Below are 12,828 nucleotides of genomic sequence, written 5' to 3' on the forward strand. Positions count from 1 at the left end.
ATATTTATTAATTATGAGAAAAATTATTTCATTTTTCATCTTTGTGTTAACGTTCGGTTCTTTGGCGGCTCAGGAAAATTTTGAATTGTCCACGTTGAGAATAGGGCCTTACAAAATCTTTATGGAAAAAAGTGAGGTTGAAAAAATTTCAGGGACTAAACTGAAAATTTCTGATGGGGAACAAAAAAATGGGGTGAAATACAATGGAGAGCTTATCAATATTGAAATCTTCCAAGGCTATGGTGGCGATGCAAAACCTGATGCCGTTACAATCGCAGGAATGACAACCACCAGTAAAAAATTCAGAACCAAAAGCGGAATGGGTGTGGGAAGTACCAGAGATGAACTTATCAATGCTTACAAAAACTATCCTATATTTAGTGTTCGTCCGGAGGTTGATGACAATGGTAAACGCATTAAAGATGCGGGATACTTTAATATTGAGGACTATGATGCCGGAACACAGTTAACATTTAAATTTGTTAATAATATTGTTACAGAAGTTACAGTTTACATCAACGAAGGCTGCTAAAAGCAGGAGAATATTCAAATCGACCAAAATCCGGATATAAAAATCCGGATTTTTGCATTTCCATAAGCCGGTAAAAAATTGTAAATTCGCGTGCAAATAAATCAGATATAATGAGTAAAAGTATTGAAGAGTTAAAATCTCTTACTACACAGATCAGAAGAGACATTTTAAGAATGGTTCACGCTGTAAATTCAGGACACCCGGGAGGAAGCTTAGGCTGTACAGAGTACTTTACAGCACTTTACGGAAAGGTGATGAACTATCATCTTCCTTTTACGATGGAAGGCAAGAATGAAGATCATTTTTATCTATCAAACGGGCACATTTCTCCTGTGTACTACTCTACTTTGGCAAGATTCAACTTCTTTCCGGTAGAGGAATTGAGTACTTTCAGAAAGCTTGATTCAAGATTACAGGGGCACCCTACTACTCACGAAGGTCTTCCAGGAATCAGAATTGCTTCAGGTTCTTTAGGACAAGGTCTTTCTGTAGCTTTAGGAGCTGCTTTAGGTAAAAAAATGGACGGAGATCAATCTCTTGTTTACACTCTTCACGGAGATGGTGAACTTCAGGAAGGTCAGATCTGGGAAGCACTGATGTTTGCTGCGGCTAAAAAAGTAGATAACATCATTTCTACTATCGACTACAACGGACGCCAGATTGACGGCGATACAGATGATGTATTAAGCCTTGGAAATCTTCATGCTAAACTTGAAGCTTTCGGATGGATTGTTTTAGAAGAAAAGAATGGTAACGATCTTGAAGCTGTAATCGGTATTCTTGAAAGAGCAAAAGCTGAAACAGGAAAAGGAAAACCTGTAGCCATTATCCTTCACACAGAAATGGGTGCTGGAGTAGATTTCATGATGGGATCTCACGCTTGGCATGGTAAAGCTCCTAATGATGAGCAATTGGATACTGCATTCAAACAATTGTACCTGGAAGCTCCTGCTGACTACTAATATCTAACCATCAGTTAACATCTCGATTAATAAAAATAAAAATGAAATATACATATACAGAAAAAAAGGACACGCGTTCAGGATTCGGAGCCGGATTAGCTGAGCTTGCTGACAAAAATCCTAATGTAGTAGCACTTTGTGCAGACCTTATCGGATCTTTAAAAATGGAGAAATTCATTGAAAAAGCTCCTGAAAGATTCATTCAGGTAGGTATTGCAGAAGCTAATATGATGGGTATTGCTGCAGGTCTTAGCATCACTGGAAAAATTCCTTTCACAGGAACTTTCGCTAACTTCTCTACTTCAAGAGTATATGACCAGATCCGTCAGTCTATTGCTTATTCTGGAAAAAATGTGAAAATCTGTGCATCTCACGCAGGTCTTACATTAGGAGAAGATGGAGCTACTCACCAGGTATTGGAAGATATCGGGATGATGAAAATGCTTCCTGGAATGACTGTAATCAACCCATGTGACTACAACCAGACAAAAGCGGCTACTCTTGCTATTGCTGATTTTGAAGGTCCTGTATATTTAAGATTCGGTAGACCAACTGTTCCTGTATTTATCCCTGAAGATATGCCTTTCGAAATCGGAAAAGGAATTATGCTTCAGGAAGGTACTGATGTAACAATTGTTGCAACAGGACACCTTGTATGGGAGTCTCTTGTAGCTGCTGACGAGCTTGAAAAAGAAGGAATTTCTTGTGAAGTGATCAACATCCACACTATTAAACCTTTAGACGAAGAGATCATTTTAAAATCTGTTGAAAAAACAGGAAAGATCGTTACTGCTGAAGAGCATAACTACCTTGGTGGTTTAGGAGAGTCTGTTGCAGGAATGCTTGCAAGAAAAAGACCTACAAGACAGGAATTCGTAGCGGTAAATGATACTTTCGGAGAATCTGCAACACCTGCTGAATTGATGAAGAAGTATAAGATTGATGCTGAAGCTGTAAAAGAAGCTGTAAAAAGAATTTTAGCGAACTAATAAAGTATTTTCAAATGATAAGATAAAAGCCGTCTCAGTGAGACGGCTTTGTTTTTATTGTTAAAAAAATTATTTCAATCCAAAGTTTTTAGAGATTCCTACTCCAATCTCTTTTCCGAAAGAAAATTCAAAATTACTATTGGTAGCATCAATGCCATCTGCCTTTAAATGACTGTATTTAATCCCACCAATATTGAAGTTTAATCCAAATCCATTTTTGAAGTTGATGAACAATGCAGGGGTAAAGTTGGTATAAAACCCATTAGCTTTCACTTCACTGGTAGAGCCCAAGGTCGTTGTTTTCAGGTTTTGATATTGGTAACCAGCACCTAAGTCTCCATAAACAGCAAAAATATCACCTAAAGGAACTGCATAACGAACGAATGGGCCAATAGCAAACTCATTTGTTTTTATACTAGAGGCATTGTTATTGGAACCTTCCTCTTGTTTCCCGGAAGTAATAACAAAATTGATCCCTACTGTCCAGTTTTTGTGGAACTGATAACCTACCGTTGGAGTAAAGGTAAACGCTTCAGTACTGGAAACTTTGTTACCCATGAATTTGTTGTTGTTATTACTATACCCAATGTTTCCACCTACTAGCAAGGTATTTTTCTGAGCACTTACCACTCCAAATGCTGCAATGGCAGCCATCACTAAGATTTTTTTCATACTTTTTTGAATTTTAATCTTTTATTAACAACTAGCATGTCAAATCATAAAATTAGTTAAATAAAAATTAACAAAACAGAGAGTATAATTGCTTAAAAATTTGAAACATTATTAACAATACCTGTAATACATTTGTAAATAACGGGTATTCAAAAATCTCATGTAAAAATAGAGACTATAGCCGGAGCTATAGCCTCTGCATGAATTGCCTTAGTGTTACATTTTAAAAGCTTTTTTTAATCATATTTTTCTATGTATCATTAAGCTTATCTTGTCAGGATAATCTTATGCGTATAGGTTTCCTTATCTTTGGTTTGCACACTGAGCATATAGACGCCTCCGGGTAATGTTGCCGGCAAATCAATGGTTTTAGCCCTGAATTTTGAACGGAACACTTCTTTCCCGAAAGTATTGTTGATGAAAATATCGGCATCTGTAAAATCGATATTTCCCTGTAAGGTAACCTGTCCCCTGGTAGGATTAGGAAATAAGGTTAAGACTTTTTCTGCAGGCACAGTTTTCATTGCATGGGCAGAAGTTGCCGCTGCAGGATTATAAACATTTTCCTGGTAGGCATAATGGATGTTTAAATCATGTGTAGCATATAAAGTTTGTTTCATAGTAAAACCAACACTTGTATATGGTTCAAAAGTTATAAATTCTATGGTCCCTTTATTAGGGTTTTGAGGATCTGTTTTTAGTCCACCAGAAAGATATGTAGGACCAGAAACACCGGTTGTAACAATTTCAACCTCATTATCAAATACCTGAACAATAGGTTTACTGTTACTGCTAATACCAATCACAAGCTTTGTATAGGTTTTAGCACCAGGGAAGTGAAGGGATTGACTAACTACTTTACGAGGATTCTCATTGATATTCTGGATCAATTTAGAGAAATCGATTTCATTGGGACCTACAGCATTTTGAGGATTCTGGATTGAACATTTACAACCTTCAGGAAGTTCATGAGTTTCATTACTTGCATAGACTCTATTAAGCTGATAGGCGTAATACACCCGAAGTCCTCCATTAAGACCTACTGCAGAGCTAAGCTTCAATACAACCCGGTCGTAAGGTTTGGTGGTGGTAATTTCTATCGTCCCCCTACTGGGATCCGTGGCTCCGATTTTAAGGATTTCATTGTTAACAATCTTAAAATCATTGTTTGAAACGTTTCCGTTAAAGGTTTCCACAGAAACGCCTCCCAGCAATTGTACCGATAAGCCAACCTGATTGGTGCCAATACCGATGACCACTTTTGAGTTTGTTTTTACCGAAGGAAAAGACAGTCTTTGCTCAACACTCGCAAGCGCTCCCAGTGGAATATTCATGAACGCGTAACTGTTCTCATCAGACCCAACCACATTTTCCGCGTTTTGAACAGAGCAAAGAACGCAAATTCCAGAAGTTTGCGAACTCTGGCTGCTTACATAAACTTGCTGTTCACTGATGGGTATGGGTGGTATCTCAATCTGATAAGCATAATAGAGTGCATAATTATGCGGAGTATCTGGTCCAGATTCATACCTTAATACAATTCGGTCATAAGGTTTGTTAGTTGAAAATTCTATAGTTCCTTTCCCAATGCTGTTAGGGGAAAGAATTGGAATAAAGATGTTCCTCACAACCTTAGAATCATTATTGGAAATATTTCCGTTAAAGGTTTCCACAAAAACTCTATCCAAAGTTAAAATATCCTCAATTTGAAAACCTATGACAACTTTGCCGTTAGTTATTACCGAAGGGAAAATCAGGGTTTGCTCAATTTTATTACCAGGCTCCATCTCATCCATGTATATCACAGCATAATCGTCTTCATAGGACCCGACTGCATTTTCTGGACTTGTGACAGAACACCCAAGACAAGATCCAAAAATTTGATAAGCCTGGCTGCTTGCATACACCTTTTCTGCATATACCAGCGTGTTCGTAATGAACATCAATAAAGATAACAGTATTGCTCTTTTAAGGATACAGCCTGCTAATAAATATTTTTTCATACTATAAAGATTTTGGGGGTTAGTTTTTTTGAAAAATAGAGACTATAACAGGAGCTATAGCCTCTACATGAATTGCCTTAGTGTTACATTTTAAAAGCTTTTTTTAATCCTATTTTTCTAGGTATCATTAAGCTTACCTTGTCAGAATAATCTTATGCGTATAGGTTTCCTTATCTTTGGTTTGCACACTGAGCATATAGACGCCTCCGGGTAATGTTGCCGGCAAATCAATGGTTTTAGCCCTGAATTTTGAACGGAACACTTCTTTCCCGAAAGTATTGTTGATGAAAATATCGGCATCTGTAAAATCGATATTTCCCTGTAAGGTAACCTGTCCCCTGGTAGGATTAGGAAATAAGGTTAAGACTTTTTCTGCAGGCACAGTTTTCATAGCATTGCCAGAAGTTACCGCTGCAGGATTATAAACATTTTCCTGATAAGCATAATGGATGTTTAAATCATGTGTAGCATATAAAGTTTGTTTCATAGCAAAATCAACACTTGTATATGGTTCGGAAGTTATAAATTCTATGGTCCCTTTATTAGGGTTTTGAGGATCTGTTTTTAGTCCACCAGAAAGATATGTAGGACCAGAAGCTCCGAATACAACGATGTTAACCTCATTATTAAATACCTGGGCAATAGGTTTACTGTCACTGCTAATACCAATCACAAGCTTAGTATAGGTTTTAACGCCAGGGAAGCGAAGGGATTGACTAGCTACGGTCTCAGCATTCTCATTGATGTTCTGGATCAATTTAGAGAAATTGATTTCATTCGGACCTACAGCATTCTGCGGATTCTGGATTGAACAGTTACAACCCTGAGGAAGCTTATGGGTTTCACTACTTGCATACACTCTATCAAGCTGATAAGCGTAATAGACCCTAAGTCCTCCATTAAGACCTACTGCAGAGCTAAGCTTCAATACAACCCGATCGTAAGGTTTGGTGGTGGTAATTTCTATCCTCCCCTTAGTGGAATCTGTGGCTCCGATTTTAAGGATTTCATTGTTAACAATCTTAAAATCATTGTTTGAAACGTTGCCATTAAAGGTTTCCACAGAAACGCCTCCCAGCAATTGTACCGATAAGCCAACCTGGTTGGTGCCAATACCGATGACCACTTTTGAGTTTGTTTTTACCAAAGGAAAAGACAGTCTTTGCTCAACACTCGCAAGCGCCCCCAATGGAATATTCATGAGCGCGTAATTGTTCTCATCAGGCCCAACTGCATTTTCTGCGTTTTGAACGGAACAAAGAACGCAAATTCCAGAAGTTTGAGAACTCTGGCTGCTTACATAAACTTGCTGTTCACTGGCTGGTATTGATATTGGTGGTTTCTCAATCTGATAAGCATAATAGAGTATATAATTACGCTGAGTATATAGCCCAGGTTCATACCTTAATACAATTCGGTCATAAGGTTTGTTGGTTGAAAATTCTATAGTTCCTTTCCCAATGTTGTTAAGGGAAATATCTTGAATAAAGATGTTGCCGACAGCAATAGAATCATTATTTGAAATATTTCCGTTAAAGGTTTCTACAAAAACTCCATCCAAAGAGAAAAATATATTGAACTTAAAACCTATCACAACTTTGTTGTTAGTTGTTACTGAAGGGAAAATCAGGGTTTGCTCAATTTTCCCACCAAGGTCCAGCATTTTCAAGGATATTAAAGCATAATTGTTTTCATCGGGCCCGACTGCATTTTCTGGGTTTTTGACAAAACATTCATCACAAGATTCAGAAATTTGATAAGTCTGGCTGCTTGCATACACCTTTTGTGCATATACCAGCGTGTTCGTAATGAACACCAATAAAGGTAGCAGCATTGCCTTTCTAAGGATACCAACTGCTAATAAATAATTTTTCATACTATAAAGATTTTGGGTTTTAGTTTTTGCTTTTTCACTCAAATTTTAAATATAAATTCTGAGTGAAATAAAAATAAGATACAAGCATTATCCTACCATCTGGAAAGAACATGTTTTAAATCGGCTACATTGAAAACTTTCTGGTAATTTCAATTCTAATACCTACCTGTACACAAATTGATTAAAAAAACAACTAACACCACGCGTAATAATTAACTTTTTTAATCATTGTATTAAGTATTTTTTTAGGTTAATTATTTTTAAAATTAAGGGTAAAATAAACCTATTAAACAGCCAGGTACAATCCATTCAATAGTGACTCTCTTATAGAAATGAGAAAAAAGGTAAAAAATTATTGATTCTCATAGTCATAGTTTTTGGTGTAACATCTAAAGTAAAACAAACTTATTCAACTTTACCATATCAAATATATAAAAAAAATATTAATAAAAAAATATCAACAATAAATGAATTTCATTGAATTAATTAAATGAAATATTACAATTTTACAAATAATAAAGAATACTAAATTTAACTTAAAGTCATTTTTTTATAAACAAATTGCGGGCTGTTTCTTCGAAACAGCCCGCAGCCTTTTATTGAATAATCACTCATTCAATGTTGGAGTTTTATACAATGTTTTAATAACCACCCCGTCAAAAATTCTTTGAATTTTTGCCACCCCTCCAGCGGCGGAGGTGAATGGTTATACCTATAGTTGTCATGGTTGTAGCTTCTACCCTACTAATTATTTTGTTTTTTTACTATTCCGATTCATTGAAAGGAATTCCAACAGCAATCAGGATTGGACATAATATTTCCTTTATATAATCATCTTCTCTCTCAATAGATTTCTTTGAGCCTGAAAAGTAATTGCTGATTCTATAATTTTTCACAAACTGGTTACGCTTCTTTCCAATAGAATAATAATACCCGCCTCTTTCATCATTGATAAAATAAGTCATTTCATCAAAGGTCATGATCTTTTTGGAGAGGAGCCATTTTTTGTAAATACACTTCTCTGATTTATCAAAAATATATTTAACAGGAATTCTGAAAAAAAGGTCAAACAGAAAATAGATCATATAAATTGCCCATATCATCAAAGCTATTTTAAACTGATCTCCGGACATTTTATCCATAAAGTAATAGATAATCACAGGAAGAGCAATAGCTCCCAATGCCAGACACCATACCAGAGTTTTCAAAAAATTATAATTGGGCATTATACTGATTTCACTGCCGTTCTCTTCAAATTTATAACGGTCTGTTATATTCATTCCCAGGCTCATTAATTTTCATGATGTCTTCTGTTTCATTCACCATTTTTTGGATTCCTTTGTGCGTAAGAGCCTGTCCGATGGTCAGATGTTTTTCTTTTCCATCTACTTCAAAATAAATAGACAATATCACATTAGTGGTAATAAAGCCCATATACTTTGTTGCCAGCACGTGGAAATTGGTAAAATCCTTTAAATCATAGGTTCTGGCCGGAACAAAGATGGTATGTTTCCCGGTAATCGTTTTTCTATCCATATCGATGATCAATTTCTTCGTAAAAAAATTGATAGCAATAAGCACTACTAGCGCAATGAGAATAAGGCTGAGGATTCTTACATCCTTAAAGACCAGTCCTGCTATTATTAAAAAGAAAAGACATAAAACAGAAACAAAAACCGGTTGATTTTTAAAAATGTACTGGTTTCCTTCCTGTTTGTAAAATTTGTATGAGTTCATAATAATTTGTTTATATAATGATTTAGATATTCTAAAGATTAATCTTCTTATGGTTGGTACCGTTGTGCTATTTCATCTTCATTAATGGTTTTCAGGGTATTTAAGTCTGTTCTGAAATAAGTATCATGAATAGAAAAATAGGCATCCATTTTTATTTCAGTTTGTTCCGATGCTTTCTTCCAGCAATCAGAAAACCATTGTTCAAACAGTTTATATTTTTCATCATCATATTCATCCAGAATATCATCAAAATCATCTCCTTCGTAATGATCCTGAAAATCTGAGAAGATATTCCATATTTTTTCCGGGATCAGAGCATTCCAATCTCCGTCTTTTTCAGCACCGCCGTCCTTTTTAGAGGGCAAAGAAACAGTATTGGTAGCAATGTTACCTTTTCTATCTACTCCCCAGAATACAATATCCAGATATTCATATTCATACTCGAAATAGAATGCCTTGATATCAGACTTTCCCTTGTTATCAACATAACTGATATTCTCTCCATTCAACAGATGAATCAGGTCTTCTGTAAGCTGTACACTGGTTTCTTCCAGGTATTTTTTAAATTCAATATTGAGTTTTTTAAGGTCTTCCATAGACTGATTCTGTTTAAAAGATTATGATCTGTTAATTTTTCTACCTACTAGTTTTTCTAGTTCTGAAAACATTTCTTCAAGAGGCAAAACCTGTAAATCCTGATGATTTCTCAACCACTGCGAATGTAATACAATTAAGTCTTCTTCTAAGCTGTAAAATGAACTATTTTTAAGTTTATCTCTGGTTTTATTGGGTCCAAAATATTCGCTTTTCAGATATTTTTCTAATTCTCCTTCTTCCAGATTTTCTACTATTGAACTTTGCTCAAGAAAAAGAGCAAGGTGTTTTTGCGCCCCTATTTTTCTTAATCCCTCTTCAATATTTCTGTTGAGCTCCGGTGACCATCCTGAATTCCATACAAACTGGGAAAAATTCCCATTGGAATATTGCGCCAGGTAGTAATCAAGATAATAGCCGATAATAGAATCTTCGTGCATGTTTTCCACTTCAAATCCTTCTTCGTTCAGGAGATTCACCACTGAAATATTGGAAAGGATCAAATCATAAGGATCATTACTGTTGTAAGATGTGTCTGAGACAATTATTTTATTCTGCTTCATATTATATAATTAAATGTGTTTTTTTCTTCATCCTTTCAATTGCCCCAGGTTTCCATCCAATCCAGATATTCACTTTTATGCTCATTATCATTAAGTCTGATAATTATATTTTTCAGATCCTGCTTCTCAAATTCATAATCTGAAACGGTAAAAATCAAGAAAATATCTTTCCCAATAATATTTTTAAAAAAGTTTTCATTTTTAAGCTTTTCCAGTACTTCAATGCAGATAGCGTAAAGCTTGGTCTGAAATCCCTGAAACCACTCATCATCTTCATATTCATTTTCGTACTTATCAAGCTCTGTTCTCAGGCTGGTACAGATCTCATTAAATTCCTGATCTGCACCTTCCATTTCATATGTCCATTCAGCAGGTTCGTATTTATAATAGACAGCATCATCCTCATCCCTATTTTTAAGCGTTTCTAATGTATTGGAAGAAGGACAAACGGTCATTGCTCCCTCATCACTATACAATGCAAAACTGTAAATATTTTCAGCACCATGCTTTTCATACATTTCTAAAAAAGCTTTCTTTGCTGCTGCTTCTATCTTTTGTTTCAGCGTCTCAAAATCCATGCTTCGTTTCTTTTTTTTAAATGGGCGGTAAAATTACCCTTATTCAGCCAAACCAGATACTTATATTTATTAATAGTCCAGCCAGTTTCATGATTATGACTAGCTTATTTTATAATTTTAAAGTTACTTGCTTTTTTTATACATGATCCAACCGGGAATTATAATTACTGCTGCAATGAGCATTGGAATCAAGTCTCCATAGGTGAACAGCCAGGAAGTCTCTTTAGATGGACCTATTTTTATAACAACTATCAGGCAAAAACCTATAATAATCATGATAATGCTTAGTGTCTTTTTCATAGTATTATATTGTAATGGTTATCAATTTATTAATCTACAAAATTGTTGTAACGGTTAAGAACAGTACCCGCTTCACTTTCAAGGTCATCAAGATCGTGATTCAGTTCACTGTTGTTTTCATTCAGACTTCGCTGCACAATTCTCATCTTACCCAGAAAATCATTCAAGGCATTATTAAGTGCAGTATAGCTGCTTTCTTTCTGCTTCTCAGAAGAGGGAATTTTTTCATCAATATTCCTTGTGTATAGTTTTTCCATCTGCTGATATTGTTGGGCAAATTTCTGTTTGTAAGCATTCAAATTATTAATTTCATAAGAATCATCAATGATTTTTTGCGTAAGTTCCATTGCTTCCTTAGATTGAATGATGTGATCTTTTAATGGATGGTCTTTAAGAACTTCCATTTCAGCCTTATCTGCTTTTGGAGAGAGTTGGGAAAACAGTTCATTCGCTGCACTACGGTTCTCCTGAATAAGTTTTCTGGCCTTTCCACTGATTTCAGTGATTTTCTTTCCTTTATCATCCTTCCAGTCTTCTGCTGTTTTATAGGTTTCCAGATCTTTCTTAAGGGTCTGCAACTTGGTGGCTGTGTCTTTCATCTTATCCACAAGAGCCTGATAGTCTTTTCCCAATACATTTGGAGCTTTAATCTCCTGGTTGATCCACATCATGATGGTAGGTGTAAATATTGGAGACATTCCTGAAAATTGCGGGTTGGCTGTAACGTTTTCTACATACTCATCCATTTGAGTCAGTGATTCCTGAAAGTTTTTAATGAATTCTGCCTGGGCTTCATCCATTTTCACCACTTTATTATTAAAGGAAACTATATCCCTGTTTTCATCTCCTGAATTAACATTGAAAGGGTTTACTTGTGTACTATTTCCACTTTGTGAAAGTTTTTCTTTAATCTTCTCCAGTTTATCACAGGAAATCAGAGAAAAACCAACACTCAGTATTCCCGCAATGAGCAATGATTTTTTCATAGTCTAATATTAAAAAATTAAATAGGTATTGTGTTGTGTTTTATATTAAGATCCTCCAGTTCATTAACCACTTCCTGCATGGTTTTCTTAGTGAAGGATTGGGATATAACCGGGCGCTTGAAATGGGATACATTCTTAAAATTCCCATATAAATAACATCCTAAAGGAATAATACCTATATACATTGTTCGCAGTTCAAATCCTTCAAAATCGTTAAGATCATAAATAAATTTTCGACGGTTTAATCCTCTATTAAGTAGGGTAAGACACTTTGATACAGGATCAAAACAGACACTAGGAGGCATAAAGGAAACAATTGTGAGCAACAATGAAAATATCAACATAATGATTCCTGTCTTCAGATAACTGGTATTAACCAGCACAATAATCGAAATCAGAAGCCAGGCAATCACTATAATATGCTGTAAAGACAGGTATTGCTTGACAAAATATTCTGTTCCTTCTCTTTTTACATGTTTAAATTCTTCCATACCAGTAAACGTTTGAAGTTCTAGCCGATAAATGAAAATTGATCTTCAGCTATTTTTCCGATCAATGGTAAAGGTTTTTCAACCTCATTAGCAGCATTAATGGCTCCAATTATCATCAATACTAATGGTAAAATACCTATCACTCCCAGAATCCCGATATGAGTAACCGAAATTAGAATTCCAAGTATGACTGGTAAAATAAAAGAAAGAATAACCACTCCCAGAGACTGCTTAAGGTGATATCTTAAAAGACGGTCTGGTTTATCCTTTCCTGCTATAAAAGCAATCAACCATCCGACAATGGTAATGTATGAGATGATAGATAATGTTTTATTGTCCATGATAAAGTTTTTTAAATTAATATTTTTGATTTTTTTCCTTGTCCAAAATTGCAACGGAAAAACATAATTCAAATTTTCCTGGTTACTACAAAACAACTTCAATTCAAAAAACGAATGTCTACAAAGCGTCTACAATTAATCACAAACAACTAATTAACAACCATTTAAGCCTTTACTGCATTTTCATTTTTTAGTATGAATCAT

General features: G+C 35.2%; 15 protein-coding genes. 3 read left to right on the top strand and 12 right to left on the bottom strand.

The features are described 5' to 3' along the window. Positions 1 to 13: 13 nt before the first annotated feature. The 3 genes from J2772_RS22200 to J2772_RS22210 all read left to right on the top strand — a co-directional run bounded on the left by J2772_RS22200 (position 14) and on the right by J2772_RS22210 (position 2,483). The gene (locus tag J2772_RS22200) at positions 14 to 532 is read left to right on the top strand and encodes a hypothetical protein (protein WP_209920671.1); all 519 of its coding nucleotides are present in this window, start codon (positions 14 to 16) and stop codon (positions 530 to 532) included. Positions 533 to 639: 107 nt separating this feature from the next. Continuing rightward, the gene (locus J2772_RS22205) at positions 640 to 1,494 is read left to right on the top strand and encodes a transketolase (protein WP_317194528.1); all 855 of its coding nucleotides are present in this window, start codon (positions 640 to 642) and stop codon (positions 1,492 to 1,494) included. A 41-nt stretch (positions 1,495 to 1,535) separates the two neighbouring features. Then, positions 1,536 to 2,483: a transketolase family protein gene (locus J2772_RS22210; RefSeq protein WP_123859220.1), complete on the top strand. Its 948-nt coding sequence runs from the start codon at positions 1,536 to 1,538 to the stop codon at positions 2,481 to 2,483. A 69-nt stretch (positions 2,484 to 2,552) separates the two neighbouring features. Here the strand turns inward: J2772_RS22210 and J2772_RS22215 are convergent, their stop codons facing one another. The 12 genes from J2772_RS22215 to J2772_RS22270 all read right to left on the bottom strand — a co-directional run bounded on the left by J2772_RS22215 (position 2,553) and on the right by J2772_RS22270 (position 12,624). Continuing rightward, positions 2,553 to 3,155, bottom strand: a complete 603-nt coding sequence (locus tag J2772_RS22215) for an outer membrane beta-barrel protein (RefSeq protein WP_209920677.1) — start codon at positions 3,153 to 3,155, stop codon at positions 2,553 to 2,555. A 266-nt stretch (positions 3,156 to 3,421) separates the two neighbouring features. After that, the gene (locus tag J2772_RS22220) at positions 3,422 to 5,158 is read right to left on the bottom strand and encodes a T9SS type A sorting domain-containing protein (RefSeq protein WP_209920680.1); all 1,737 of its coding nucleotides are present in this window, start codon (positions 5,156 to 5,158) and stop codon (positions 3,422 to 3,424) included. Between the two features lie 133 nt (positions 5,159 to 5,291). After that, positions 5,292 to 7,034, bottom strand: coding sequence for a T9SS type A sorting domain-containing protein (locus J2772_RS22225; RefSeq protein WP_209920683.1), 1,743 nt, complete (start codon positions 7,032 to 7,034; stop codon positions 5,292 to 5,294). Between the two features lie 764 nt (positions 7,035 to 7,798). Next, on the bottom strand, positions 7,799 to 8,314 hold the full coding sequence (locus J2772_RS22230; protein WP_245365300.1) for a hypothetical protein: 516 nt from the start codon (positions 8,312 to 8,314) through the stop codon (positions 7,799 to 7,801). Next, positions 8,292 to 8,771, bottom strand: coding sequence for a hypothetical protein (locus tag J2772_RS22235; RefSeq protein ID WP_209920686.1), 480 nt, complete (start codon positions 8,769 to 8,771; stop codon positions 8,292 to 8,294). Before J2772_RS22235 ends, J2772_RS22230 begins: the two co-directional genes overlap by 23 nt. A gap of 47 nt (positions 8,772 to 8,818) precedes the next feature. Then, positions 8,819 to 9,367, bottom strand: coding sequence for a hypothetical protein (locus tag J2772_RS22240; RefSeq protein ID WP_209920688.1), 549 nt, complete (start codon positions 9,365 to 9,367; stop codon positions 8,819 to 8,821). A gap of 21 nt (positions 9,368 to 9,388) precedes the next feature. Next, positions 9,389 to 9,928, bottom strand: a complete 540-nt coding sequence (locus tag J2772_RS22245) for a DUF4375 domain-containing protein (protein WP_209920691.1) — start codon at positions 9,926 to 9,928, stop codon at positions 9,389 to 9,391. Between the two features lie 35 nt (positions 9,929 to 9,963). Next, a complete protein-coding gene (locus J2772_RS22250) occupies positions 9,964 to 10,506 on the bottom strand; it encodes a DUF4303 domain-containing protein (RefSeq protein ID WP_209920694.1) in 543 nt (180 codons plus the stop codon). Positions 10,507 to 10,629: 123 nt separating this feature from the next. After that, positions 10,630 to 10,806, bottom strand: coding sequence for a hypothetical protein (locus J2772_RS22255; RefSeq protein WP_209920697.1), 177 nt, complete (start codon positions 10,804 to 10,806; stop codon positions 10,630 to 10,632). 29 nt (positions 10,807 to 10,835) lie between these two features. Continuing rightward, positions 10,836 to 11,792: a DUF3829 domain-containing protein gene (locus tag J2772_RS22260; RefSeq protein WP_209920700.1), complete on the bottom strand. Its 957-nt coding sequence runs from the start codon at positions 11,790 to 11,792 to the stop codon at positions 10,836 to 10,838. 17 nt (positions 11,793 to 11,809) lie between these two features. After that, entirely contained in the window at positions 11,810 to 12,283 is a 474-nt protein-coding gene (locus J2772_RS22265; RefSeq protein ID WP_209920703.1) for a hypothetical protein, read from the bottom strand. A 20-nt stretch (positions 12,284 to 12,303) separates the two neighbouring features. Next, on the bottom strand, positions 12,304 to 12,624 hold the full coding sequence (locus J2772_RS22270) for a DUF4870 domain-containing protein (RefSeq protein WP_209920706.1): 321 nt from the start codon (positions 12,622 to 12,624) through the stop codon (positions 12,304 to 12,306). Positions 12,625 to 12,828: the final 204 nt, after the last annotated feature.

The organism is Chryseobacterium jejuense, assembly GCF_017877355.1.
Classification (GTDB): Bacteria; Bacteroidota; Bacteroidia; order Flavobacteriales; family Weeksellaceae; genus Chryseobacterium; species Chryseobacterium jejuense_A.

What these genes read in the sequence shown, in the direction of transcription:
- J2772_RS22245 (WP_209920691.1), bottom strand. Translation starts at nt 9,928, where the DNA reads ATGAAGCAGAATAAAATAATTGTCTCAGACACATCTTACAACAGTAAT.
- J2772_RS22240 (WP_209920688.1), bottom strand. Translation starts at nt 9,367, where the DNA reads ATGGAAGACCTTAAAAAACTCAATATTGAATTTAAAAAATACCTGGAA.
- J2772_RS22215 (WP_209920677.1), bottom strand. Translation starts at nt 3,155, where the DNA reads ATGAAAAAAATCTTAGTGATGGCTGCCATTGCAGCATTTGGAGTGGTA.
- J2772_RS22225 (WP_209920683.1), bottom strand. Translation starts at nt 7,034, where the DNA reads ATGAAAAATTATTTATTAGCAGTTGGTATCCTTAGAAAGGCAATGCTG.
- J2772_RS22200 (WP_209920671.1), top strand. Translation starts at nt 14, where the DNA reads ATGAGAAAAATTATTTCATTTTTCATCTTTGTGTTAACGTTCGGTTCT.
- J2772_RS22270 (WP_209920706.1), bottom strand. Translation starts at nt 12,624, where the DNA reads ATGGACAATAAAACATTATCTATCATCTCATACATTACCATTGTCGGA.
- J2772_RS22255 (WP_209920697.1), bottom strand. Translation starts at nt 10,806, where the DNA reads ATGAAAAAGACACTAAGCATTATCATGATTATTATAGGTTTTTGCCTG.
- J2772_RS22265 (WP_209920703.1), bottom strand. Translation starts at nt 12,283, where the DNA reads ATGGAAGAATTTAAACATGTAAAAAGAGAAGGAACAGAATATTTTGTC.
- J2772_RS22220 (WP_209920680.1), bottom strand. Translation starts at nt 5,158, where the DNA reads ATGAAAAAATATTTATTAGCAGGCTGTATCCTTAAAAGAGCAATACTG.
- J2772_RS22230 (WP_245365300.1), bottom strand. Translation starts at nt 8,314, where the DNA reads ATGAATATAACAGACCGTTATAAATTTGAAGAGAACGGCAGTGAAATC.
- J2772_RS22235 (WP_209920686.1), bottom strand. Translation starts at nt 8,771, where the DNA reads ATGAACTCATACAAATTTTACAAACAGGAAGGAAACCAGTACATTTTT.
- J2772_RS22260 (WP_209920700.1), bottom strand. Translation starts at nt 11,792, where the DNA reads ATGAAAAAATCATTGCTCATTGCGGGAATACTGAGTGTTGGTTTTTCT.
- J2772_RS22210 (WP_123859220.1), top strand. Translation starts at nt 1,536, where the DNA reads ATGAAATATACATATACAGAAAAAAAGGACACGCGTTCAGGATTCGGA.
- J2772_RS22250 (WP_209920694.1), bottom strand. Translation starts at nt 10,506, where the DNA reads ATGGATTTTGAGACGCTGAAACAAAAGATAGAAGCAGCAGCAAAGAAA.